At 66.8% G+C, this 22,273-nt stretch carries 22 protein-coding genes; 21 read left to right on the top strand and 1 reads right to left on the bottom strand.

Going from position 1 to position 22,273, the window contains the following annotated elements; all coding sequences use genetic code 11:
* The first annotated feature begins 128 nt into the window (after positions 1-128).
* The 20 genes from lysA (at position 129) to MLGJGCBP_RS04175 (ending at position 20,175) form a co-directional block, all read left to right on the top strand.
* The gene (gene lysA, locus MLGJGCBP_RS04270) at positions 129-1,550 is read left to right on the top strand and encodes a diaminopimelate decarboxylase (RefSeq protein ID WP_160094177.1); all 1,422 of its coding nucleotides are present in this window, start codon (positions 129-131) and stop codon (positions 1,548-1,550) included.
* Positions 1,547-2,860, top strand: a complete 1,314-nt coding sequence (locus MLGJGCBP_RS04265; protein ID WP_087558320.1) for a homoserine dehydrogenase — start codon at positions 1,547-1,549, stop codon at positions 2,858-2,860. The genes lysA and MLGJGCBP_RS04265 overlap by 4 nt, the downstream gene beginning before the upstream one ends.
* Positions 2,857-3,939: a threonine synthase gene (gene thrC, locus MLGJGCBP_RS04260; RefSeq protein ID WP_087558321.1), complete on the top strand. Its 1,083-nt coding sequence runs from the start codon at positions 2,857-2,859 to the stop codon at positions 3,937-3,939. The genes MLGJGCBP_RS04265 and thrC overlap by 4 nt, the downstream gene beginning before the upstream one ends.
* Positions 3,940-3,983: 44 nt before the next feature.
* Positions 3,984-4,928, top strand: coding sequence for a homoserine kinase (gene thrB, locus MLGJGCBP_RS04255; protein ID WP_160094176.1), 945 nt, complete (start codon positions 3,984-3,986; stop codon positions 4,926-4,928).
* Positions 4,929-5,256: 328 nt separating this feature from the next.
* On the top strand, positions 5,257-7,329 hold the full coding sequence (rho, locus tag MLGJGCBP_RS04250; protein WP_160094175.1) for a transcription termination factor Rho: 2,073 nt from the start codon (positions 5,257-5,259) through the stop codon (positions 7,327-7,329).
* Positions 7,330-7,556: 227 nt separating this feature from the next.
* On the top strand, positions 7,557-7,799 hold the full coding sequence (rpmE, locus tag MLGJGCBP_RS04245) for a 50S ribosomal protein L31 (RefSeq protein WP_087558323.1): 243 nt from the start codon (positions 7,557-7,559) through the stop codon (positions 7,797-7,799).
* Positions 7,800-7,890: 91 nt separating this feature from the next.
* The gene (gene prfA / locus MLGJGCBP_RS04240) at positions 7,891-8,970 is read left to right on the top strand and encodes a peptide chain release factor 1 (protein ID WP_087558324.1); all 1,080 of its coding nucleotides are present in this window, start codon (positions 7,891-7,893) and stop codon (positions 8,968-8,970) included.
* A 54-nt stretch (positions 8,971-9,024) separates the two neighbouring features.
* Positions 9,025-9,954 (top strand): peptide chain release factor N(5)-glutamine methyltransferase, encoded by a 930-nt coding sequence (gene prmC, locus MLGJGCBP_RS04235; protein WP_072946115.1) that lies wholly within the window; start codon positions 9,025-9,027, stop codon positions 9,952-9,954.
* Positions 9,951-10,607 (top strand): L-threonylcarbamoyladenylate synthase, encoded by a 657-nt coding sequence (locus tag MLGJGCBP_RS04230; RefSeq protein ID WP_160094174.1) that lies wholly within the window; start codon positions 9,951-9,953, stop codon positions 10,605-10,607. The genes prmC and MLGJGCBP_RS04230 overlap by 4 nt, the downstream gene beginning before the upstream one ends.
* On the top strand, positions 10,604-11,785 hold the full coding sequence (locus tag MLGJGCBP_RS04225) for a glycosyltransferase family 4 protein (protein WP_160094173.1): 1,182 nt from the start codon (positions 10,604-10,606) through the stop codon (positions 11,783-11,785). The genes MLGJGCBP_RS04230 and MLGJGCBP_RS04225 overlap by 4 nt, the downstream gene beginning before the upstream one ends.
* 38 nt (positions 11,786-11,823) lie before the next feature.
* Positions 11,824-12,297, top strand: a complete 474-nt coding sequence (locus MLGJGCBP_RS04220; RefSeq protein ID WP_160094172.1) for a hypothetical protein — start codon at positions 11,824-11,826, stop codon at positions 12,295-12,297.
* Between the two features lie 279 nt (positions 12,298-12,576).
* Positions 12,577-13,404: a F0F1 ATP synthase subunit A gene (atpB, locus tag MLGJGCBP_RS04215; protein ID WP_160094171.1), complete on the top strand. Its 828-nt coding sequence runs from the start codon at positions 12,577-12,579 to the stop codon at positions 13,402-13,404.
* An 85-nt stretch (positions 13,405-13,489) separates the two neighbouring features.
* On the top strand, positions 13,490-13,738 hold the full coding sequence (locus MLGJGCBP_RS04210; protein ID WP_012688412.1) for an ATP synthase F0 subunit C: 249 nt from the start codon (positions 13,490-13,492) through the stop codon (positions 13,736-13,738).
* 7 nt (positions 13,739-13,745) lie between these two features.
* Complete coding sequence (locus MLGJGCBP_RS04205; RefSeq protein WP_087558328.1) at positions 13,746-14,306, top strand: F0F1 ATP synthase subunit B; 561 nt, start codon at positions 13,746-13,748, stop codon at positions 14,304-14,306.
* 5 nt (positions 14,307-14,311) lie between these two features.
* Entirely contained in the window at positions 14,312-15,139 is an 828-nt protein-coding gene (locus MLGJGCBP_RS04200) for a F0F1 ATP synthase subunit delta (RefSeq protein ID WP_201452956.1), read from the top strand.
* A gap of 62 nt (positions 15,140-15,201) precedes the next feature.
* Complete coding sequence (atpA, locus tag MLGJGCBP_RS04195; RefSeq protein ID WP_012688409.1) at positions 15,202-16,845, top strand: F0F1 ATP synthase subunit alpha; 1,644 nt, start codon at positions 15,202-15,204, stop codon at positions 16,843-16,845.
* Between the two features lie 48 nt (positions 16,846-16,893).
* Entirely contained in the window at positions 16,894-17,874 is a 981-nt protein-coding gene (locus MLGJGCBP_RS04190) for a F0F1 ATP synthase subunit gamma (RefSeq protein WP_160094169.1), read from the top strand.
* Positions 17,875-17,877: 3 nt separating this feature from the next.
* Positions 17,878-19,329: a F0F1 ATP synthase subunit beta gene (gene atpD / locus MLGJGCBP_RS04185; protein ID WP_005252960.1), complete on the top strand. Its 1,452-nt coding sequence runs from the start codon at positions 17,878-17,880 to the stop codon at positions 19,327-19,329.
* 6 nt (positions 19,330-19,335) lie between these two features.
* Positions 19,336-19,704: a F0F1 ATP synthase subunit epsilon gene (locus tag MLGJGCBP_RS04180; protein WP_007300053.1), complete on the top strand. Its 369-nt coding sequence runs from the start codon at positions 19,336-19,338 to the stop codon at positions 19,702-19,704.
* A 48-nt stretch (positions 19,705-19,752) separates the two neighbouring features.
* Positions 19,753-20,175, top strand: a complete 423-nt coding sequence (locus tag MLGJGCBP_RS04175; protein ID WP_160094168.1) for a DUF2550 domain-containing protein — start codon at positions 19,753-19,755, stop codon at positions 20,173-20,175.
* Here the strand turns inward: MLGJGCBP_RS04175 and MLGJGCBP_RS04170 are convergent, their stop codons facing one another.
* Positions 20,176-20,751 (bottom strand): cob(I)yrinic acid a,c-diamide adenosyltransferase, encoded by a 576-nt coding sequence (locus tag MLGJGCBP_RS04170; RefSeq protein WP_087558332.1) that lies wholly within the window; start codon positions 20,749-20,751, stop codon positions 20,176-20,178.
* Positions 20,752-20,805: 54 nt separating this feature from the next.
* On the opposite strand from MLGJGCBP_RS04170, the gene murA reads away from it, so the two are divergent.
* The gene (gene murA, locus MLGJGCBP_RS04165; RefSeq protein WP_160094167.1) at positions 20,806-22,080 is read left to right on the top strand and encodes a UDP-N-acetylglucosamine 1-carboxyvinyltransferase; all 1,275 of its coding nucleotides are present in this window, start codon (positions 20,806-20,808) and stop codon (positions 22,078-22,080) included.
* Positions 22,081-22,273 lie beyond the last annotated feature (193 nt).

Genomic DNA, 22,273 nt, shown 5'->3' with positions numbered 1-22,273 from the left:
TCAGTTCGAAGTCGAAGACGTCGAAGTTGGCGACGATACGCTCCGGCGTCACCGACTTGGGGATGACGACGTTCCCGGGTCCTGGCCAACGGACTCGCCCTGCTCGGCGTCAGCGCACCGGAGCAGATGTGAGCGCGCCCCCCGCCGGTCCCAAGCACGCCGAGCAAGTGCACGCGCCCGGTCTGCCCGAACGTCCCGCCGACGCGGCCGCATTCGCCGCACTCTCTCCCGAGGTGTGGCCCCGCAACGCCCGCCGCGCCGCGGACGGGGTGGTCAGCCTCGCGGGCATCCCGGTCACCGAACTGGCCGAGAAGTACGGCACCCCACTGTTCGTCGTCGACGAGGACGACTTCCGGTCCCGCTGCCGCGACATGGCCCGCGCCTTCGGGCCGACGGCCAAGGTGCACTACGCGTCGAAGGCGTTCCTGTGCGGCGAGATCGCCCGCTGGGTCGCCGACGAGGGCCTGTCCCTGGACGTCGCGTCGGGCGGCGAACTCGCGGTCGCGCTGCACGCCGGATTCCCGGCGGAGCGAATTGCCATGCACGGCAACAACAAGTCGGTCGCCGAGCTGACCGCCGCGGTGTCGGCCCGGGTCGGGCACATCGTGCTCGACTCCGCCACGGAGATCGACCGCCTCGACAAGGTGGCCGCCGAAGGCGGTGTGGTGCAAGACGTTCTGATTCGCGTGACCGTCGGAGTCGAGGCGCACACCCACGAGTTCATCTCCACCGCCCACGAGGATCAGAAGTTCGGGTTCTCGCTGGCCGGCGGAAAGGCGATCGACGCGGTCCGGCGGGTCTTCGCCGCCGACAACCTTCGCCTCGTCGGCCTCCACAGCCACATCGGCTCGCAGATCTTCGACGTCGACGGCTTCGAGTTGGCCGCGCACCGCGTGATCGGCCTCCTGCGGGACGTCGTCGCGGAATTCGGCGTCGAGAAGACCGCTCAGATCTCGATCATCGATCTCGGCGGCGGCATGGGCATCTCCTACGTCCCCTCCGACGACCCGCCGCCGGTTGACCAGCTCGCCGCCAAACTCGGCGACATAGTGCGCCACGAATCGGCGCTCGCCGGTCTGCCCGAGCCGACGCTGGCCGTCGAACCCGGCCGCGCGATCGCCGGACCCGGAACGGTCACGCTGTACGAGGTCGGCACCATCAAGGACGTCACCGTCGGCAGCAACCTCACCCGCCGGTACGTCAGCGTCGACGGCGGAATGAGCGACAACATCCGCACCGCGCTGTACCAGGCGGAGTACGAGGCCAAACTGGTCTCGCGGGTCAGCGACGCGGCGCCGGTGGTGTCCCGCGTCGTCGGCAAGCACTGCGAGTCCGGTGACATCGTGATCCGCGATACCTGGATGCCGGAGGACATCGACGCCGGCGATTTGCTCGCCGTCGCGGCCACCGGTGCATACTGCTATTCGATGTCGAGCAGGTACAACCTGCTCGCCCGCCCTGCCGTGGTGGCTGTGCGCGACGGACAGTCGCGCGTGATCCTCCGGAGGGAAACCGTGGAAGACCTGTTGAGCTTGGAGGTACAAGAGTGACGAGCGAATCGGCGCATCGCGCTATCGGTGTGGCCGTCCTCGGCCTCGGCAACGTCGGGAGCGAGGTCGTGCGCATCCTGCGGGAGCACAGCGAAGACCTCGAGGCTCGCGTCGGCGCCCCGCTGGAACTGCGTGGAGTGGCTGTCCGCCGCCCCGGCAAGGACCGCGGAATTCCCGAGGAGTTGCAGACCACCGACGCGGAGTCCCTCGTGGCCCGCGACGACGTCGACCTGGTCGTCGAGGTGATCGGGGGCATGGATCTGCCCCGCAAGCTGATTCTCTCGGCGCTGAACTCCGGCAAGTCCGTCGTCACCGCCAACAAGGCGCTCCTCGCCGATCACACCGGTGAACTGGCCGAGGCCGCGGAACTGCACAACGTCGACCTCTACTTCGAGGCCGCCGTTGCCGGTGCGATCCCCGTGATCCGCCCGCTCATCCAGTCGCTTGCCGGCGACCGGGTGAACAAGGTCGCCGGAATCGTGAACGGAACCACCAACTTCATCCTGTCGGCGATGGACGAGACCGGCGCAGACTACGCCGCGACCCTCGCCGAGGCGGGACGCCTGGGATACGCCGAGGCAGATCCGACCGCCGACGTGGAGGGCTACGACGCCGCGGCCAAGGCCGCCATCCTCGCGTCGATCGCGTTCCACACCCGGGTCACCGCCGCCGACGTGTACCGCGAGGGGATCTCCAAGATCACCGCGGCCGACCTGACGTCGGCCCGCGCCCTCGACTGCACGATCAAGCTGCTGTCCATCTGCGAGCGGATCACCACCCCCGAGGGCAAGGAGCGGATCTCCGCTCGGGTCTACCCGGCTCTCGTGCCGGTGGAGCACCCGCTGGCCGCGGTCAACGGTGCGTTCAACGCCGTCGTCGTCGAGGCGGAGAACGCCGGACGCCTGATGTTCTACGGTCAGGGCGCCGGCGGCGCCCCCACCGCGTCGGCCGTGATGGGCGACCTGGTGATGGCCGCGCGCAACAAGGTGAACGGTGGCCGCGGACCCCGCGAGTCCAAGTACGCCAAGCTGAAGATCGCGCCGATCGGCGACATCCCCACCCGCTACTACGTCAACATGCAGGTAGCGGACAAGGCCGGGGTCCTGTCGGCGGTGGCTGCCGAATTCTCGCAGCACGGCGTCAGCATCTCCACCGTGCGGCAGGAAGGTGCCGGCGACGGCGCTCGCCTCGTCGTCGTGACCCACGTCGCGACGGATTCTGCCCTGTCGGAAACCGTTGAGGCCCTGAGCAAACTCGAATTCGTCACCGCTGTGACCAGCGTGCTGCGACTGGAAGGCACCGAACAATGACCGGCACCCGTAACCCCGTTCACACCCCCTGGCCGGGGCTGATCGAGGCTTACCGCGACCGCCTCGCCATCGGACCGAACTGGAAGACGGTCACCCTGCGCGAGGGCGGCACCCCGCTGCTGCCCGCCGGGCACCTGTCGGAGATCACCGGTTGCGACGTCTACCTGAAGGTCGAGGGGCTCAATCCCACCGGTTCGTTCAAGGACCGCGGCATGACGATGGCCGTCACCGACGCGCTGGCCCGCGGTCAGCAGGCCGTCCTGTGCGCGTCCACGGGTAACACGTCCGCCTCCGCCGCCGCGTACGCCGCCAAGGCGAAGATGACCTGCGCCGTGCTGGTGCCGCAGGGCAAGATCGCCATGGGCAAGCTCGCGCAGGCCGTCATGCACGGTGCGCGGATCATCCAGGTGCAGGGCAACTTCGACGACTGTCTCGAACTGGCCCGCAAGACCACCGCGGAATTCCCCACGATCGGGCTCGTGAACTCGGTCAACCCGGTCCGCATCGAGGGTCAGAAGACCGCGGCGTTCGAGATCTGCGACGCCCTCGGCAAGGCCCCCGACGTGCACGCCCTCCCGGTCGGCAACGCAGGCAACATCACCGCCTACTGGCGCGGGTACTCCGAGTACTACGCGGACGGGCTCACCAGTGTGAAGCCCCGCATGCTCGGCGTGCAGGCCGCGGGTGCTGCGCCGCTCGTCCTCGGTGCGCCGGTGAAGGACCCGGAGACCATCGCGACCGCGATCCGCATCGGCTCGCCGGCATCGTGGAACGGCGCGGTCACCGCGAAGGAAGAGTCGCACGGCGCGTTCCGGGCCGCCACCGACGACGAGATCCTCGAGGCGTACCGGCTGATCGCCAGGACCGAAGGGGTCTTCGTCGAACCCGCCTCCGCCGCGAGCGTTGCGGGCCTGCTCGCCGCCCGCAAGGAGGGCTGGCTGGACTCCGGGCTGACCGTCGTCTGCACGGTCACCGGTAACGGCCTCAAGGACCCCGACACGGCGTTGGCGGGTATGCCTGAGGTCCAACCGATCCCGGTCGACCCTGTCGCTGTCGCCTCGGCCCTCGAGCTGGCGTAGTGGGGGCGCCCACGCCCACCACGCCGCAGGACCAGACCGCCGCCATGACACAGACCCTCCCAGCGGGCCTCACCGTGACCGCCCGCGTTCCTGCGTCGAGCGCCAATCTCGGCCCGGGTTTCGACACGCTGGGTATCGCGCTCGGGCTGTACGACGAGATCACCGTGACGACCACGGCTTCGGGGCTGAACATCCGGGTCGAGGGCGAGGGCGCCGACGACGTGCCGTGGGGTCCGTCCCATCTCGTGGTCCGGGCGATCGAACGCGGCCTGGAATCGGCCGGGGTGTGGGCCGACGGTCTGGATGTGGTGTGCCGCAACGTGATACCCCATTCGCGGGGTCTGGGATCCTCCGCCTCCGCCGTCGTCGGGGGACTGGCGGCCGCCAATGGTCTGGCGATCAAGCTCGACCCCGAACTCGGGCTGTCGCCCGATCAGCTCGTCCAGCTGTCGTCCGAATTCGAAGGGCATCCCGACAACGCGTCGGCGAGCGTGCTCGGCGGTGCCGTCGTGTCGTGGAGCTGCGCGGGTGAGCAGGCCGACGGAGCCCCCGCGGCCACCGACATCTACTCGGCCGTCGCGCTGAAGGTGCACCCCGCGATCCGGGTCGTCGCGCTGGTTCCGGGGGAGCGTTCGTCGACGGCCCACACGCGGGGTCTGTTGCCGGAGACGGTTCCCCACCGGGACGCCGCGTTCAACGTCAGCCGCGGGGCCCTCGCTGTGGTGGCGCTCACAGAGCGTCCCGACCTTCTCATGGCGGCCACCGAGGACCGGCTGCATCAGACGCAGCGCGCTCCGGCCCTCCCGCTGACGACGCGATGGATCGCCGTCCTCCGGAAGGCGGGTATCGCCGCCACCGTCTCGGGAGCCGGACCGACCGTCCTCGCATTGACCACGGAGCCTTTCCCTGTGGGTCTTCGAGCACAGGCCGAGGCCGAGGGGTTGCAGGTTCTCGAACTGGACGTAGCAGACGGCGTCCGGACCAGCTGACACGCCGTAGGGGCGTCTCCTTGCCCCTACGGGCGTTCACAGCTATCCTGGGCAATGTCCGTACATCGTGCGCATCAGACGCCGGTGCTTCACCAGGGCAATTACTCCAGGTCAATCGGGGTTGACGGCTCCTGGCACGATCCTCCGCACTATCTGTCGTGTAGGGATTGCGAGTACGCGCCTGTTTCAAGGGTGATGTGATGGCGGGCAAGCCGGCAGTTCTTCACATGCAACTACGTACGGCACATCCGAATTCGGTATTCGAAACCGAATTACGGGACGAACCCTCGACTCTGCGCAGCGCGAGTGAGGGAAGGAAAGGACCTCCGTGACCGATACGGACCTCATCGCCGCTCCTGTGCGCGCCTCCTCGGTGGATACCGTTGGCGCGCAGGCAGGCGACTCTTCACAGGCGTCATCAGTGACGGCCTCCACAAAGCGCGCCGACGCGCGCCGAGGTGCCGGGCTGTCCGGAATGGTGCTCACCGAGCTCCGCTCTCTCGCAGGTGAGCTGGGCATCAAGGGCATTTCGGGGATGCGCAAGGGCGACCTGATCGCCGCGATCAAGGAGCGTCAGGGCGGCTCTGCAGCCCCGGCCGCTGCCGCGACCGAAACCGCTCCCCGGACCCGGGCGACGCGCGCAAAGCGCGAACAGTCCGCTCAGACCGAACTCGAAGTGACTCCGCAGGCGGAGCCCGCCGAGAAGGCCGCCGAGCCCAAGACGGCCGAAACTGCGACGGCCGACGGCGCAGCCGGCGACACCGACACCGCCGAAGGCGGACGTCGTGGCCGCCAGCGCCGGGGGTCCGCGCGTCGGGCAGGCGCTCCCGAGCAGGGTGACCAGGGCGGCAACGCTCAGGACACCGCCTCGGCGACTGCCACAGACATGCAGCAGGCCGAGCGCAAGCAGGCCGAAGACCGTCAGGATTCCGCCGAGAAGCCCGCAAAGCAGGACGGCTCCGGCGAGCAGGGCGGCGACCGCAACCGACGTGAGCGCGGCGGCGACCGTGGCGACACCCGTGGTGACCGGGGCGAACGCGGTGACCGGGGCGAACGCGGTGACCGGGGCGATCGCGACAACCGCGGCGACCGCAGCCAGGGCGGCAACGGCCCGCGCACCAACGACAACCGCCCCGGCGACGACGAGGAAGGCGGTCGCGGACGCCGCGGACGTCGCTTCCGCGAACGTCGTCGTGGACGCGACCGCGGTGAAGGCGGCGGCGGCGACGTCCGCGAGACCGAGATCCGCGAGGACGACGTCCTGCAGCCGGTCGCGGGCATCTTGGACGTCCTCGACAACTACGCGTTCGTGCGGACCTCCGGCTACCTGGCCGGACCGAACGACGTCTACGTGTCGATGAACCTGATCCGCAAGAACGGTCTCCGTCGCGGTGACGCCATCACCGGCGCCGTCCGGGTGGGACGCGAGGGCGATCAGGCCAACCAGCGGCAGAAGTTCAACCCGCTGGTCCGCATCGACACCGTCAACGGCGGCGACATCGAAGCGGCCAAGAAGCGCCCCGAGTTCGGCAAGCTCACCCCGCTGTACCCGAATCAGCGGCTGCGGCTGGAGACGACGCCGAACATCCTGACGACGCGTGTCATCGACCTGGTGATGCCGATCGGCAAGGGACAGCGTGCGCTGATCGTGAGTCCGCCGAAGGCCGGTAAGACCAGCGTTCTGCAGGCCATCGCGAACGCCATCGCGACCAACAACCCCGAGTGCTACCTCATGGTCGTGCTGGTCGACGAGCGTCCCGAAGAGGTCACCGACATGCAGCGTTCGGTGAAGGGCGAGGTCATCTCCTCGACCTTCGACCGCCCGCCGGGAGACCACACGTCGGTCGCCGAGCTCGCCATCGAGCGTGCGAAGCGCCTGGTGGAGGCGGGTAAGGACGTCGTCGTCCTGCTCGACTCGATCACCCGCCTCGGCCGTGCGTACAACAACTCGTCGCCGGCGTCGGGACGCATCCTCTCCGGTGGTGTCGACTCGACCGCGCTGTACCCGCCGAAGCGTTTCCTCGGTGCTGCGCGCAACATCGAGAACGGCGGTTCGCTCACGATCATCGCGACGGCCATGGTCGAGACCGGTTCCACCGGCGACACCGTGATCTTCGAGGAGTTCAAGGGCACCGGTAACGCCGAGCTGAAGCTCGACCGCAAGATCGCGGAACGTCGCGTGTTCCCGGCCGTGGACGTGAACCCCTCGGGCACACGTAAGGACGAGCTGCTGCTCAGCCCGGACGAGGCGGCGGTGCTGCACAAGCTTCGGCGCGTGCTCTCCGGACTCGATTCGCACCAGGCCATCGATCTGCTGATCGACCGGCTCAAGAAGAGCAAGAGCAACCTCGAATTCCTCATGCAGGTGTCGAAGACTGCTCCGGGCGCGATCGACGACTGATCATCGACCCGAAGCGGGGCCCGGCGACTTTTGTCGCCGGGCCCCGCTGTTTTCCGCTCCGGAATCACCGTGGAACAAAACGCGGACCACCCGCGTTGACCACACCGCAAGCAGAAATGCCGATTGGGATCGCGAACCTGCGATCTGGCATACTGAGCGGCTGAGTCCGGTTCCGGTTCACGTCTTCGAATGGCGAAGGCGACCCGGCGACCATTGAAAGGGACACCATGAAGTCAGGCATTCACCCCAATTACGTGGCCACCACCGTGGTCTGTGGTTGCGGCAACACCTTCGAGACCCACAGCACCAAGGAGTCCGGGCGTATCAACGTCGAGGTCTGCTCGCAGTGCCACCCGTTCTACACCGGCAAGCAGAAGATCCTCGACACCGGTGGACGTGTCGCCCGCTTCGAGGCTCGCTACGGCAAGCGTGCCGGCAAGGGCGCAGCCAAGGAATCTGCAGAGTCCTAGCTGTTCCGCCGACGCCCGTCCTGCGATAATTGCAGGCCGGGCGTCGGCTTTTTTGTGCCTACTCCCGAACGAACGCAGAGCGGAGCGAATCATGGCAGGGACCACCCAGCCTTCGGCCATCGACGACATCCTGGCCGAACATGCCGGCCTGGAGCAGCAGTTGTCGGACCCGGCCCTGCACAACGACGCTTCCGCGGCCCGCAAGGCGGGCAAGCGATTCGCCGAACTCGCGCCGATCATGGCGACGTACACCAGGCTCAAGTCGGCGCAGGACGATCTGGACGCGGCGCGTGAACTCGCCGCCGACGACTCCAGCTTCGCCGCCGAGGTGCCCGCACTCGAGGAGCAGGTCCTCGAACTGGACAAGGCCCTCACCGATCTGCTGGCCCCCCGCGACCCGCACGACGGTGACGACGTGGTGCTCGAGGTGAAGTCGGGGGAGGGCGGTGAGGAATCCGCGCTGTTCGCCTCCGACCTGGCCCGGATGTACGTCCGGTACGCCGAGCGTCACGGTTGGCGCGTCGAGATCCTCGACGCGACCGTCTCCGACCTCGGTGGATACAAGGACGCGACGCTGTCGATCAAGTCGAAGGGCGATGTGCGTGACGGGGTCTGGGCGCGGCTGAAGTTCGAGGGCGGCGTCCACCGTGTGCAGCGCGTGCCGGTGACGGAATCGCAGGGGCGTGTCCACACGTCCGCCGCCGGTGTCCTCATCTACCCGGAACCGGAAGAGGTGGAGGAGGTGCAGATCGACGAAACCGATCTGCGCATCGACGTCTACCGCTCCTCGGGCAAGGGCGGTCAGGGTGTCAACACCACCGACTCCGCGGTCCGGATCACGCACCTGCCCACCGGCATCGTCGTGACCTGTCAGAACGAACGCTCGCAGCTGCAGAACAAGGCCCGCGCCATGCAGGTGCTCGCCGCCCGGCTGCAGGCCGCGGCGGAGGAGGCCGCGGACGCGGAGGCGTCGGCGGGCAGACAGAGCCAGGTGCGCACCGTCGACCGTTCGGAGCGGATCCGCACATACAACTTCCCGGAGAACCGCATCACCGATCACCGGATCGGGTTCAAGTCCCACAACCTGGATGCGGTCCTGGACGGCGAACTCGACGCCCTCCTCGACGCGCTCGGCAAGTCGGACCGCGAGGCGAGGCTCGCCGCGGAGTAACCGCGAAGGCGGGACCGCGCAACCGGACGCTGGGCCGCGTGGCAGTCTGTACCTGTGAGTCGCCTTCCTCTTCGCCTGGCCCTGATCGACGCAACCGCGCAACTCGACGAGGCCGGGGTGCGTAGCTCCCGTGCGGACGCCGAACTGCTCGCCGCACACCTGCTGGGGGTGGAGCGGACCCGGCTCGGGCTCGTCCCGCTCGTCGACGAGTCGGTGATCGATGCCTACAAGAAGATGGTGGACCAACGGGCCAAGCGGATTCCGTTGCAGTACATCCTCGGTACGGCCGCCATGGGAGACATCGACATCGAGGTCGGCCCCGGCGTTTTCGTGCCGCGCCCGGAGACCGAACTGCTGCTCGGGTGGGCGCTCGCGTTCCTCGGAAGCTGCGATCAGCATCCGCCGGTGGTCCTCGACCTGTGCACCGGTTCGGGCGCGCTCGCGCTGGCGATCGCCAACGCCCGCCCCGACGCCGTCGTGCACGCCGTCGAATTGGAACCGCATGCCCTCGCCTGGGCTCGGCGCAACGCCGACGCCCGCGAACAGGCAGGTGACGCGCCGATCCGGCTGTATCAGGGCGACGTGACCGACCGGACGTTGCTCGCCGGGCTCGAGGGCGGGGTCGACCTGATCGTCGCGAATCCGCCGTACATCCCGGAGGGTGTCGAACTCGAACCCGAGGTAGCCGACCACGATCCGCACAGCGCGCTGTTCGCCGGACCGGACGGTCTGTCCGTCATCAAGCCGATGATCTCGAACGTCGCGCGCTGGCTGCGGATCGGGGGAGCGGTCGGCATCGAGCACGACGACTCGAACGGCTCCGACGTGGCGGCACTGTTCGCGTCCCGCCGCGTGTTCGGCGAGGTCGCGGAGCACCCGGATCTGGCCGGCAAGCCGCGCTTCGTCGTGGCCCGGCGCGTCGCAACGGATATCGAGGCGCAGCGTGCAGGGGCCGACGCCGAGGGTGAAAGAATGAACCGGTGAGTACCGTTTACGACTGTGGCCTTCCCGATTCACGCTCCGCCGGACTGAGTGCCGCCAAGAATGCGCTGAAGGCCGGGCGTCTCGTCGTGCTCCCCACGGACACGCTGTACGGAATCGGCGCGGACGCCTTCGACAGCGAGGCCGTCGCCGCCCTCCTGCGGGCCAAGGGTCGCGGTCGCGACATGCCGGTGCCCGTGCTCGTCGGCTCGTGGAACACGATCGACGGCCTGGTGTACAGCGTGCGCCCGCAGGCGCGCGACCTCATCCGGGCATTCTGGCCCGGCGGACTGAGTCTCGTTGTGGAACAAGCGCCTTCGCTGGCATGGGATCTCGGCGACACCCGGGGCACGGTCATGCTCCGCATGCCGCTGCACCCGGTCGCCCTCGAACTGCTGCGTGAGGTCGGGCCGCTCGCGGTGTCGAGCGCGAACGTCTCCGGGCGCCCGCCCGCGACGACGGTGGACGAGGCCCGCGAGCAACTCGGCGGATCGGCGAGCGTGTATCTCGACGGCGGCCGGGCGGAACAGGGGCAGGCATCGACCATTGTCGACCTCACCGGCGCGACGCCGCGGATCCTGCGTGAAGGCGCGGTGCCCACCGGCGATGTCGCCGACGTGCTCGGAGTGACGGCGGAGAGTCTGTCCGCCCAGTGAGTGCTGCCGAATCGGCCGGCACGGTGCTGGCCCAAGCAGGTGGGGGCGCGGGTGTCCCGCTGCGCGAACTCCTGCTCGTCCTCTTCACCGCCGCGGTGGTGACCTACCTCGCCACCGGGGCCGTGCGGCTGTTCGCGCTGCGGTTCGGGGCGGTGGCGGTGCCGCGGGACCGGGACGTCCACGTCACCCCGACGCCTCGCCTCGGCGGGGTCGGTATGTATCTCGGCATGCTCGTCGCGTTGTTGTTCGCGCAACAGCTACCCGCGCTCACCAGGGGATTCGAATTCACCTCCGACATTCCCGCGGCCCTGGTCTCGGGGTTCGTGATCGTGCTGGTGGGCGTGGTCGACGACCGCTGGGGCCTGGACGCGCTCACGAAGTTCGTCGGCCAGGTCACGGCGGCCGGGATCCTCGTCGTGATGGGGGTGAGCTGGTTCATCGTCTACATGCCGTTCGGGGACGGCAGCACGGTCATCCTCGACCAGCTGCAAGCCGGTCTCGTCACCGTGGGCGTTGCGGTGGTGATGGTCAACGCCATGAACTTCGTCGACGGCCTCGACGGCCTCGCTGCGGGCCTCGGCCTGATCTCCTCGCTCGCGATCTGCGTGTTCTCGGTCGGACTTCTGCACGATCAGGGCGGCGACGTCAGCGCCTATCCGCCCGCTCTGATCGCCGCCGCGCTGGCAGGTGCGTGTCTCGGTTTCCTTCCGCACAACTTCCAGCCCGCCAAGATCTTCATGGGCGACTCCGGCTCCATGCTGATCGGGCTGATGCTCGCGGCCATCTCCACCAGCGCGTCCGGTCGCATCCCGTTGACCGCGTACGGCACCCGTGACCTGCTCGGTCTGCTCTCGCCGCTGTTGCTGGTCGGTGCCGTCATGTTCATTCCGATCCTCGACCTGTTGCTGGCCATCGTCCGGCGCACCCGCGCCGGGGTGAGCCCATTCAGCCCCGACAAGATGCACCTCCACCACCGGCTCCTCCAGATCGGGCACTCGCACCGCCGCGTCGTGCTGCTCATCTACTTGTGGGTCGGTGTGCTGGCGTTCGGCGCGGTCGGTTCGGCCCTGTTCGACCGTCGCGTCGTCGTGCTCCTGGTCGCGGGCGGGCTCGTCTTCGCGCTGGTCGTGACTGCCGTCCCGTCGATTCGCGGACAGCAGCACGACCACCGGGGCTGACGGGAGGGTTGCCGCGGACCGGCGAGGATCCACTACCCTTGGCGACCGTGACGTTCACCCCCGCCTCTGCCCCTGATCACACCGCGTCGTTGCGGGCTGCCGTCCGCTACGGAGTTCTCGGTCTGATCGTGCTGGCAGTCGTCGGTTCGATCATCGCGTTTCTCGTCGCGGGCAAGCCCGGCCTGTACGGGGCACTTCTCGGTGCGGCCGTCGGGGGAGGGTTCATCCTGTGCACCGCACTCGGTGTGCTGTTCACCGCGAAGCTTCCGGCCCTGACGGCGGGAGCGGTACTGCTCGGTACGTGGTTGCTGAAGATGATCCTCGCGATCACGGTCCTCGCGATCCTCAAACCGCTCGACTTCTACGACAAGACGGCATTGGTGCTGGTCATGGTGCTTTCGCTGGTCATCGTGCTGGGAGCGGAAACGTTCGGAGTGCTCGGGACCAAGGCGCCGTACGTCGAACCCGCGCCGTCGGACGACACAGGATCGTCCGATTCGGACGATAAGTAGTACTACGAGATGTAGTAAAATTGAATCGACCCCGACCCCGTCTACACAACGTCGTAGATGACTTGCTAAGGTCTGGGTCAAGCGAGAGCAATGAGAGTGCGAGTCAGTTACTCGCCGGTATTGCATGCTTGTAGGTGGCCGCACATCCAGGGCCGCCGAGTCGACGAGAGTCGCCGACACCGACAGACGCTGGACTCGAACAGTCCTCAGCAGCTGACGAATACGCGAGTCGAGCTTGTCGACTTGTTTGATCGTCAATGTCCGATCGAACCGCAGTCAATGAAGGCTGCGGACCGACTACGGGAGAGAACGCTGAGCGTCATCAACGTGGCCGCGGAAGAATTCCACGCGCCTTCCCTGAACGACTTCTTCCCGCCCGCGGTCCTGTTCGAAGGGACTCCGTTCGAACTCGACCGCCTGATGCTGGTTCGCATCCTGCTGTCCGCCCTGATGATGCTCTTCTTCGTCATCGCGATGCGCAGCCCGAAGATCATTCCGCGCGGTGTCCAGAACATCGGCGAGATCGCGCTCGACTTCGTCCGGATCAACATCGCGGAAGAGATTCTCGGCAAGGAGCAGGGCAAGCGCTTCCTGCCGGTCATCACCACCATCTTCTTCCTGGTGCTCGCCAGCAACCTCGGCAGCATCATCCCCTTCATCAACATCTCGCCGAACGCGCGAATCGGCATGCCGCTCGTGCTCGCCGCCCTGGCGTACATCGTGTTCAACTACGTCGGCATCAAGAAGTACGGCTTCTTCAAGTACGTGAAGAGCAGCATCGTGGTTCCGGGTGTGCCGCTTCCGCTGCACTTCCTGCTCGTGCCGATCGAGTTCATCTCGACGTTCGTCCTCCGGCCGTTCACGCTCATGGTTCGTCTCATGGCCAACATGCTGGCCGGCCACATCCTGCTGGTGCTGTTCTTCAGCGCCACTCAGTACTTCTTCTTCGTCTCCGGTGGGTTCCAGGCCGTGTTCGGTGTGGCCTCGCTTGCCGCCGGCATTGCATTCACCTTCTTCGAACTGCTGGTGATCTTCCTGCAGGCCTACGTCTTCGCGCTGCTCACGTCGGTGTACATCGACCTGGCACTGCACGCGGATTCGCACTGAGCACCACCAAGCTTCACGACCAGCTACACCAAGAACTGAGCCTCGCCGAACACGGTGGAGGTCAACAGAAAGGGAACGAAACACCATGAGCCTCGCGTACCTGGCACAGGAAGCGGTCGAGACCACCACCACGGCGAAGGGCTTCGGAGCCATCGGCTACGGCCTCGCCGCGATCGGCCCCGGCATCGGCGTGGGTATCGTCGTCGGTAAGGCAATCGAGGGCATGGTTCGCCAGCCCGAGATGGCCGGACAGGTTCGTACCACGATGTTCCTCGGTATCGCCTTCACCGAAGCCCTCGCGCTGATCGGCCTCGTCGCCGGCTTCATTTTCTAAGACCGTCATGGCAGCCAACATCGCATTGCTCGCGGCAGAGGAAGAGAGCCACAACCCTCTCCTCCCCGCGACGTATGACATCGTTTGGTCGATCGTCTGCCTGGTCATCGTTGGTTTCGTCTTCTGGAAGTACGTCCTTCCGATGTTCCAGAAGGTCCTTGCCGAGCGAACCGAGCAGATCGACGGCGGCATCAAGCGGGCCGAAGAGGCCCAGGCCGAAGCGAAGGCGGCGCTCGAGCAGTACCGCGCCCAGCTGGCCGAAGCTCGCACCGAGGCTGCGCAGATCCGTGAGGACGCGCGCACCCAGGGGCAGCAGATCATCGCCGAAATGAAGGCACAGGCTCAGGAAGAAAGCGACCGCATCGTGGCCGCCGGCAACAACCAATTGGTTGCCCAGCGTCAGCAGATCGTCGCCGAACTGCGCGGCGATCTCGGCCGCACCGCCGTCGACCTCGCTGAGAAGCTCATCGGTGAGTCACTCGCCGACGACGTGAAGCGGGCAGGCACGGTCGATCGATTCCTGAACGAGCTCGACTCCATCGGCGCAAATTCCGCAGCAGGGAAGTGAGCACCATGTACGCAGCGAGCCGTGAGGCCTTGACGCAGACCCGTGCTGCGTTGTCTTCGGCCTTGGGATCCGTCTCTGCCGGAGCAGCCACAGCGGCCGCGGCCCAGATCGGGGCCGAGCTGTTCTCGGTCGTCGAGATCCTGGACGAGCAGCGCACTCTCCGGAGCGCGCTGTCGGACACCTCGACGACCGGGAGCGTTCGCGAAGGTCTGGCCCAGCAGGTGTTCGGCGGCAAGGTCTCGGCCGAGACCCTCGCCGTCCTGAAGGCGGCGGTGGGCCAGGACTGGTCCGCCACCTCCGACCTGCTCAACTCGCTGGTGCTCCTCGGTCGGGAATCGCTGCTGAAGGCAGCGGCCGATCAGGGACAGCTCGACGCCGTCGAGGACGAGCTCTTCCGCCTCGGCCGCATCGTTGCCGGTGATCCGAAGCTCGAGCAGTCACTGTCCGACCGTTCCGTACCGGCGAAGGGCAAGCGTGACCTGCTCTCCAAGCTGCTGTACGGCAAGGTCACCGCGGTCTCCGAGGCATTGGCGACCCAGGCAGTGGGCCGGTTGAAGAACTCCGCACCCGCGGGTGCCTTCGACGCACTGTCGAATCTGGCAGCAGCACAGCGGAAGGCCGTTGTCGCCAAGGTGCGCAGCGCTGCTCCGCTGTCCAGTGAGCAGTCGGATCGGCTGACCGCCACCCTCACCCGTACCTACGGGAAGCCGGTGACGGTTCACGTGGAGGTCGATCCTGAACTCCTCAGCGGCTTGGTCGTCCGGGTGGGCGACGAGGTGATCGACGGCAGCGGAGCGGGACGTCTCGCAGCGTTGCGGAAGTCCCTCAAGTAGTCCGCAACCGAACCCCATACCCCAGATCTTTTCGAAGACCAGACACCGAGAGCAGGAAAAACATGGCGGAGCTGACGATCTCCTCCGACGAGATCCGTAGCGCGATCGAGAACTACACCGCGAGCTACTCCCCGGAGGCCTCCCGCGAAGAGGTCGGCGTCGTGACCGACACCAGCGACGGCATCGCGCACGTCAGTGGCCTGCCTTCGGCGATGGCCAACGAACTGCTGGAGTTCCCCGGCGGAATTCTGGGCGTCGCGCTCAACCTGGATGCCACCGAGATCGGTGCCGTCATCCTGGGCGATTACGAGAACATCCAGGAAGGCCAGGAAGTCAAGCGGACCGGCGACGTGCTGTCGGTACCCGTCGGCGACGCCTTCCTCGGCCGCGTCATCAACCCGCTCGGCCAGCCGATCGACGGCCTGGGCGAGATCGCGAGCGACGAGACCCGCGCCCTCGAGCTGCAGGCTGCCTCGGTGCTCGAGCGTCAGCCCGTCGAGGAGCCGCTGCAGACCGGCATCAAGGCCATCGACGCGATGACCCCGATCGGCCGCGGACAGCGTCAGCTCGTCATCGGCGACCGTAAGACGGGCAAGACCGCCGTCTGCATCGACGCGATCCTGAACCAGAAGGCCAACTGGGAGACCGGCGACGAGAAGCAGCAGGTTCGCTGCATCTACGTCGCGATCGGCCAGAAGGGCTCCACCATCGCGGGCGTCAAGGCTGCTCTCGAGGAGCAGGGCGCGATGGAGTACACCACCATCGTCGCGGCCCCGGCCTCCGACTCCGCCGGTTTCAAGTGGCTCGCGCCCTACACCGGCTCCGCCATCGGTCAGCACTGGATGTACCAGGGCAAGCACGTCCTGGTCGTGTTCGACGACCTGACCAAGCAGGCCGAGGCGTACCGCGCCATCTCGCTGCTGCTGCGTCGCCCGCCGGGACGTGAGGCATACCCCGGTGACGTCTTCTACCTGCACTCCCGCCTGCTGGAGCGTTCGGCCAAGCTGTCCGACGCCCTGGGTGGAGGTTCGCTGACCGCGCTGCCGATCATCGAGACCAAGGCCAACGACGTCTCGGCCTACATCCCGACCAACGTCATCTCCATCACCGACGGTCAGGTGTTCCTCGAGTCGGACCTCTTCAACAAGGGTGTCCGTCCCGCCATCAACGTCGGCATCTCGGTGTCCCGTGTCGGTGGCGCCGCGCAGACCAAGGGCATGAAGAAGGTTTCCGGCTCGCTGCGTCTGGAGCTGGCCCAGTTCCGTGAGCTCGAGGCGTTCTCCGCCTTCGCCTCCGACCTGGACGCCGCCTCGAAGGCACAGCTCGAGCGTGGTGCCCGCCTGGTCGAGCTGCTCAAGCAGGATCAGTACAGCCCGATCCCCGTCGAGGACCAGATCGTGTCGATCTACCTCGCCGGTGAAGGTGTCTTCGACAGCGTGCCGGTCGGCGACGTCCGTCGCTTCGAGGCGGAGCTGCTCGACGAGCTGCACCGCACCGCCTCCGGCGTGTACGAGAGCATCAAGGGCGGCAAGGCACTCGACGCCGACAACGCGAAGGCGCTGGTCGAGGCCACCGACAAGTTCAAGGAAACCTTCCTCGCGTCCGACGGAAGCCGGGTCGTGAACGAGGCCGAGGCTGAGGCTCTGGACGCCGGCGAGGTCGGCCACGAGCAGATCAACGTCAAGCGCACCACCGTCAGCAAGTGAGCGGCCTGCCCATGATGCTGCGAAACATGAAGGGAGAGTGATCGATCGATGGCAAGCATTCTCGAACTGAGGTCTCGCATCAAGTCGGTCAACTCGACCAAGAAGATCACCAAGGCCCAGGAACTGATCGCGACCTCGCGGATCACGAAGGCACAGTCGCGCGTCGCCGCGGCGAAGCCGTACGCCGAGGAGATCACGAAGGTTCTCTCGGAGCTGGCGAGCGCGTCCGCTTCGCTGGACCACCCGTTGCTCAACGAGCGCACCGATCCCAAGCGTGCCGCGGTCCTGGTCGTCACCAGCGACCGCGGTATGTGCGGCGGATACAACTCCAATGTCCTCAAGGAGGCAGAGGAGCTGTTCCAGCTGCTGCGCAGCGAGGGCAAGGATCCGGTCATCTATGTGCTCGGATCCAAGGGTCTGGGCTACTACACGTTCCGTGGCCGCGATCTGGGGGGTGCGTGGACCGGGTTCTCCCAGGATCCGGGCTACTCCGACGCTGCCAAGGCGAGCCGGCACCTGGTCGACCTGTTCATGGCCGGATCCGGCTCCGAGGTTCCCGCGCCGAACGGCGAGGGCACCATCGAAGGCGTCGACGAGCTGCACATCGTCTACACCCGTTTCGTGTCGATGCTGACCCAGTCTCCCGAGGTTCGCCGGATGGCTCCCCTCGAGGTGATGGTCTCCGAGGAGCACGTCGAACTCGGCGAAGACATGCTGACGAACGGTCACGGGTCCGGCAACTCGGAACCGGTCGCCGGATACAACTTCGAGCCGGAACCCGACAAGCTGCTCGGTGCCCTGCTGCCGAAGTACATCAGCACCCGCATCTACTCCTCGCTGCTGGATGCTGCGGCGTCGGAGTCGGCTGCCCGTCGTACGGCCATGAAGGCCGCGACGGACAACGCAAACGAACTGGTGAACACGTTGAGCCGTCAGGCAAACCAGGCTCGCCAGGCCCAGATCACCCAGGAAATCAGCGAGATCGTCGGCGGCGCGAATGCGCTCGCCTCGAGCGCAGGAAGTGACTAAGCAATGACCGCAGCAGTAACCGAAAACAACGGGGCAGGCTCGGGTTCGTCCGTCGCCGGCCGCGTCGTGCGGGTCATCGGTCCCGTCGTGGACGTTGAATTCCCGCGTGGCGCCATTCCTGAACTGTTCAACGCCCTGCACGCCGAGATCACGCTCCCCTCGGTCGCCAAGACGCTGACCCTCGAGGTCGCACAGCACCTCGGCGACAACCTGGTGCGCACCGTCTCGATGCAGCCCACCGACGGTCTGATCCGCGGCACCTCGGTGTCCGATACGGGAAAGCCGATCTCGGTTCCCGTCGGCGACGTCGTCAAGGGCCACGTCTTCAACGCGCTGGGCGACTGCCTCGACGCTCCCGGTACGGGTCGCGACGGCGAGCAGTGGGGCATCCACCGCAAGCCACCGGCCTTCGACCAGCTCGAGGGCAAGACGGAGATCCTCGAGACCGGCATCAAGGTCATCGACCTCCTCACCCCGTACGTCAAGGGCGGAAAGATCGGTCTGTTCGGTGGTGCCGGTGTCGGCAAGACCGTTCTGATCCAGGAAATGATCACCCGTATCGCCCGCGAGTTCTCCGGAACCTCGGTGTTCGCAGGCGTCGGTGAGCGCACCCGTGAGGGCACCGACCTTCACCTCGAGATGGAAGAGATGGGCGTCCTCCAGGACACCGCCCTTGTCTTCGGCCAGATGGACGAGCCGCCGGGAACGCGTATGCGCGTCGCCCTGTCCGCACTGACCATGGCGGAGTACTTCCGCGATGTCCAGGGCCAGGACGTGCTGCTGTTCATCGACAACATCTTCCGTTTCACCCAGGCCGGTTCCGAGGTGTCGACCCTGCTCGGTCGTATGCCTTCGGCCGTGGGTTACCAGCCGACCCTGGCTGACGAGATGGGTGAGCTGCAGGAGCGGATCACCTCGACGCGAGGCCGCTCCATCACCTCGCTGCAGGCGATCTACGTGCCCGCCGACGACTACACCGACCCGGCGCCGGCCACGACGTTCGCGCACCTCGATGCCACCACCGAGCTGTCGCGTCCGATCTCGCAGATGGGTATCTACCCCGCTGTGGACCCGCTGACCTCCACCTCCCGCATCCTGGAGCCCGGCATCGTCGGTGCCGAGCACTTCCGGGTCGCCAACGAGGTCAAGCGCATCCTGCAGAAGTACAAGGAACTGCAGGACATCATCGCCATCCTCGGTATGGACGAGCTGCAGGAAGAGGACAAGGTGCTCGTCGGCCGTGCCCGTCGCCTGCAGAAGTTCCTCGGCCAGAACTTCATCGTCGCCGAGAAGTTCACCGGTGAGCCCGGCTCCGTGGTGCCGCTCCGCGACACCATCGAGGCGTTCGACCGCATCTGCAAGGGCGAGTTCGATCACCTGCCCGAGCAGGCGTTCAACAGCTGTGGTGGACTCGACGACGTCGAGGCTGCAGCCAAGAAGATCGCCGGGAAGTAGTCGACGATGGCTGAGATGACCGTGGAACTCGTCGCCGTGGAGCGACGGTTGTGGTCTGGTTCGGCGACTCTCGTCAGCGCACAGACGACCGAGGGCGAGATCGGTGTCATGCCTGGGCATGAGCCGGTTCTCGGACAGCTGGTCGAGGGCGGAGTGGTTGCGATCACGACGGCCGACGGTGAGCGTATCGTCGCTGCTGTGCACGGCGGGTTCCTGTCCGTGACCGCGAAGACAGTCACGATCCTCGCCGAGTCAGCCGACTTGGCCGAGGACATCGATGTGGAAGCGGCCAAGGCCGTGCTTGCAGAGAGTGGAGACGACCTCGAGGCGATTGCTGTCGCCAAGGGTCGGGTCCGCGCTGTAGAGCGCGCCTAGGCTGCACGAGAAAGACCGCGACGGAGCCGACGAACAGTGACAATCGGAATGACTGTGTTGATCATTCTGGTTGTGCTGCTCGCGGCCTTCGTCGCGGTTTTTCTGTATCGGCTTGCAGTTCTGCGCCGCGGGGGCACCGCGGCGATCCTCCGGGTGACGCCTGCCCCGGGGGACACCGGGTGGCGTCACGGCGTCATCCGCTACGGCGAGGGTTCCCTCGTCTTCTTCAAACTGTCGAGTCTGCGACCCGGCCCCGATTCGCGCATCGAGCGCCAGGGCATCGAGGTCGCAGGTCGCCGCAGCCCGGAGGGCTCCGAATTCGACATCATGTCCGAGGAGATCATGATCCTGTCGGTCAAGGACCGCGGGAGCTCGTACGAGATCGCATTGGACGGGGGAGCGTTGACCGCGTTCCTGTCCTGGGTCGAATCGCGACCGTCCGGCCGATCGGTTCGCGGCCGCCGGCTCTGATCAGGATTTCCCGGCTCCCGGCTTCCACAGGACGTCGCCCTCGGGGTTCGCGAGCCTGCTGACGATGAACAGCAGATCCGACAGCCGGTTGAGGTACTTCGCCGGAAGAGCGTTGGTGGTCTCCGGGTTCGCGTCGACGGCCGCCCACGCGGACCGCTCGGCGCGACGGGTCACCGTCCGCGCCACGTGCAGCAGCGCTCCCAGCGCTGTCCCGCCCGGGAGAATGAACGAGTTCAGCGGTTCCAGGCGTTCGTTCAGTTCGTCGCACCAGCCTTCGAGGCGATCGACGTACTCGCCGGTGATGCGCAGCGGCGGGTACTTCGGTTCCGCTTCCACCGGGGTGGAGAGGTCGGCGCCCGCATCGAACAGGTCGTTCTGGATCTGCCGCAGTATCGACCGGATCTCCTCCGGCGGGTCGCCCAGCGCGACCGCAACCCCGATCGAGGCGTTCGCCTCGTCGCAGTCGGCGTACGCGATCAGCCGCGGATCGTTCTTCGACACACGGGAGAAATCGCTGAGTCCGGTGGTCCCGTCGTCGCCGGTCCGGGTGTAGATCTTGGTGAGGTGTACGGCCATAGCGATACGGTACCGGCCTCCGGTGTCGGCATCCCTGGCTCTAGGCTGTGTTCTGTGAGCGAACGCTTCCTTGTCACCGGCGGTAGCCGCCTCGTAGGTGAAGTGTCTGTCGGGGGCGCAAAGAACAGCGTTCTCAAGCTGATGGCGGCAGCGCTGTTGGCTGAGGGCACCACAACTGTCACCAATTGTCCGGACATCCTGGATGTTCCCCTGATGGCCGACGTCCTGCGCGGCCTCGGCTGCGAGGTGGACCTCGACGATTCCGTCGTCCGGATCACGACACCCGCCGAACCCAAACATCACGCCGATTTCGCGGCGGTACGTCAGTTCCGCGCGTCCGTGTGTGTTCTCGGACCGCTCGTCGCGCGCTGCCGTCGCGCCGTGGTCGCGCTGCCCGGTGGCGATGCCATCGGTTCCCGGCCCCTCGACATGCATCAGTCGGGGCTGCGGTTGCTGGGTGCGCACAGCACGATCGAGCACGGCTGCGTGGTCGCCCAGGCCGAGGACCTGCACGGTGCGAACATCCGACTCGCGTTCCCGTCGGTCGGGGCGACCGAGAACATTCTGATGGCGGCCGTCCTCGCCAAGGGCGAGACGGTGATCGACAATGCGGCCCGCGAACCCGAGATCGTCGACCTGTGCAACATGCTGATCCAGATGGGCGCGAAGATCCTCGGTGCCGGCACGTCCACGCTGACCATCCAGGGCGTTCCCACGCTCGAGCCGACCACGCACCGGGTCATCGGCGATCGGATCGTCGCGGCAACGTGGGGGATCGCCGCGTCGATGACCCGCGGCGACGTGCACGTACGCGGGGTCAACCCGAAGCACCTCGGCCTGGTGCTCGACAAACTGCGGGTTGCCGGCGCCGAGGTCACGGCCGAGGCCGACGGATTCCGGGTGGTCCAGGAAGCGCGGCCCACCGCCGTCAACTTCGCGACGCTGCCCTACCCGGGATTCCCCACCGACCTGCAGCCGATGGCCATCGGGCTCGCGGCGGTCGCGGAGGGAACGTCGATGATCACGGAGAACGTCTTCGAGGCGCGGTTCCGCTTCGTCGAAGAGATGATCCGGTTGGGCGCCGACGCACGGACGGACGGCCATCACGCGGTGATCCGGGGAATCGCCCAGCTGTCGAGTGCGCCGGTGTGGTCCTCGGACATCCGGGCAGGCGCCGGCCTCGTGCTCGCGGGTCTCGTCGCCGATGGGGTGACCGAAGTGCACGACGTCTTCCACATCGACCGCGGGTATCCCCGCTTCGTCGAGATCCTCCAGGAACTCGGTGGCCTCATCGAACGAGTCGACGCAGATCCCGGTTCTTCACGGTGAGTCCGGCGTCACAGCGACCGGTATGAGCGGCAAAGCGCCGGACCCGTAGGGGCACACCAGCTCTGACCAGCGGAATCCGTAACTGTAAACACCGTGACCTGGCGATTTGGCAAGCAGTTTCCCTTCGCGTAACTTATTCCAGGTCAGAGCGACACGGACACCGACCCCGGCCGGAAGGCGGGGGACACGAGGT

Origin of the sequence: Rhodococcus sp. T7 (assembly GCF_009872365.1) — a bacterium.
GTDB lineage: Bacteria > Actinomycetota > Actinomycetes > Mycobacteriales > Mycobacteriaceae > Rhodococcus_F.
Note: the sequence above shows the minus strand (reverse complement) of the source record. Positions and strands in the feature narration are given on the sequence as shown.

Bases quoted from the DNA above. Each gene is read 5' to 3' on its own strand.
- thrC (WP_087558321.1), top strand. From the start codon at position 2,857: ATGACCGGCACCCGTAACCCCGTTCACACCCCCTGGCCGGGGCTGATC.
- thrB (WP_160094176.1), top strand. From the start codon at position 3,984: ATGACACAGACCCTCCCAGCGGGCCTCACCGTGACCGCCCGCGTTCCT.
- rpmE (WP_087558323.1), top strand. From the start codon at position 7,557: ATGAAGTCAGGCATTCACCCCAATTACGTGGCCACCACCGTGGTCTGT.
- prfA (WP_087558324.1), top strand. From the start codon at position 7,891: ATGGCAGGGACCACCCAGCCTTCGGCCATCGACGACATCCTGGCCGAA.
- atpB (WP_160094171.1), top strand. From the start codon at position 12,577: ATGAAGGCTGCGGACCGACTACGGGAGAGAACGCTGAGCGTCATCAAC.
- MLGJGCBP_RS04210 (WP_012688412.1), top strand. From the start codon at position 13,490: ATGAGCCTCGCGTACCTGGCACAGGAAGCGGTCGAGACCACCACCACG.
- MLGJGCBP_RS04205 (WP_087558328.1), top strand. From the start codon at position 13,746: ATGGCAGCCAACATCGCATTGCTCGCGGCAGAGGAAGAGAGCCACAAC.
- MLGJGCBP_RS04200 (WP_201452956.1), top strand. From the start codon at position 14,312: ATGTACGCAGCGAGCCGTGAGGCCTTGACGCAGACCCGTGCTGCGTTG.
- atpA (WP_012688409.1), top strand. From the start codon at position 15,202: ATGGCGGAGCTGACGATCTCCTCCGACGAGATCCGTAGCGCGATCGAG.
- MLGJGCBP_RS04190 (WP_160094169.1), top strand. From the start codon at position 16,894: ATGGCAAGCATTCTCGAACTGAGGTCTCGCATCAAGTCGGTCAACTCG.
- atpD (WP_005252960.1), top strand. From the start codon at position 17,878: ATGACCGCAGCAGTAACCGAAAACAACGGGGCAGGCTCGGGTTCGTCC.
- MLGJGCBP_RS04180 (WP_007300053.1), top strand. From the start codon at position 19,336: ATGGCTGAGATGACCGTGGAACTCGTCGCCGTGGAGCGACGGTTGTGG.
- MLGJGCBP_RS04175 (WP_160094168.1), top strand. From the start codon at position 19,753: ATGACTGTGTTGATCATTCTGGTTGTGCTGCTCGCGGCCTTCGTCGCG.
- MLGJGCBP_RS04170 (WP_087558332.1), bottom strand. From the start codon at position 20,751: ATGGCCGTACACCTCACCAAGATCTACACCCGGACCGGCGACGACGGG.